1 protein-coding gene is annotated in these 1,292 nt (G+C 72.2%); it reads left to right on the top strand.

Translation table 11 applies throughout. From position 1 onward, the window contains the following. On the top strand, nucleotides 1-1,152 hold a 1,152-nt coding region (locus CCN56_RS33505), incomplete at its 5' end, for a peptidoglycan-binding protein (protein WP_179200072.1). Between the last annotated feature and the right edge of the window lie 140 nt (nucleotides 1,153-1,292).

Here is a 1,292-nt window from a genome sequence, read left to right on the forward strand (position 1 = left end):
GGCTCGACGGGTTCGGCGGGCTCGACGGGTTCGGCGGGCTCCCCCGACTCGCCCTGGCCGGGGCCCGAGACCCCGCAGGGCGGACGGGGGCCGCTGCACGGCGGCGCGCCGGGACCGGGCTCGGCCCCGACCCCCGACGCCGTCCCGACGACCAGTCAGATCTCGACGGAGACGCTGCGGAAGTCGACCCGCGCGGAGATCATCAACAGGGCCAAGACGTGGGTCGCCGCCCAGGTCCCGTACTCCATGGAGAAGTACTGGTCGGACGGGTACCGCCAGGACTGCTCCGGCTACATCTCCATGGCCTGGAACCTGAGCAGCAACGAGTGGACCGGCAGCCTCGACCGCTTCGCCGTACGCATCGACCGCACCGAGCTCCAGCCCGGCGACATCCTGCTCTTCCACAACCCGGCCAACCCGACCCGCGGCTCGCACGTCACGATCTTCGGCGGCTGGACCGACTACACCCACACCTCCTACATCGCCTACGAGCAGACGAAGCCGCGCACGCGGAAGCAGGCGACGCCGATGGCGTACTGGGAGAACTCCGACCGGTACGTGGCCTACCGCTACAAGGGCGTGGTGAGCGGCGGTGCCGGCAGCGGGGCGGAGCCCACGGAGTCGGTGGCGTACCCGGGGGCGGGGATGTTCGGCCCGGGCGCGAACAACGCGTACGTCACCCGGCTCGGGAACCTGCTGGTCGCGCGCGGCGGCAAGAAGTTCTACAGCCAGGGGCCCGGCCCGAGGTGGGGCGAGGCGGACCGGCGGGCGACCCAGGCGTTCCAGCTCGCGCAGGGCTGGAAGGGCAAGGAGGCGGACGGCCTGCCCGGACCGCAGACGTGGGCGCTCCTCGTGACCGGCGGGGGCAAGGGCATCGGCGGTTCGAGTGGTTCGGGCGGTTCGAGCACGAATGCGACGGGGTTTCCCGGGCGTGGCTACTTCCGTCCGGGGCAATCCAACGCATATGTGGAGAAGCTGGGCAAACAACTGGTGAAGCGGGGCTTCGGCAAGCACTACCTGTCGGGACCCGGTCCGCGCTGGACGGAGGCGGACCGCCGCAACGTCGAGGCGTTCCAGCGGGCACAGGGCTGGCGCGGCGGAGCGGCCGACGGCTACCCGGGCCCGGAGACCTGGCGGCGCTTGTTCCGATGACCCCGAGAGCATGAGGTGGACCCGAATGACGGCATCGACCCCGAACCCCGCGGACTCCGGCGCGGCGGCCTCGCGTGACGCGGCCCGCACGGCCAGACGCCTGACGGACGGCACCCTCCCCCGCACGTCCCCACCGGAGC

This window comes from Streptomyces sp. NRRL B-24572 (assembly GCF_002156145.1).
Taxonomy (GTDB): Bacteria; Actinomycetota; Actinomycetes; order Streptomycetales; family Streptomycetaceae; genus Streptomyces; species Streptomyces vietnamensis.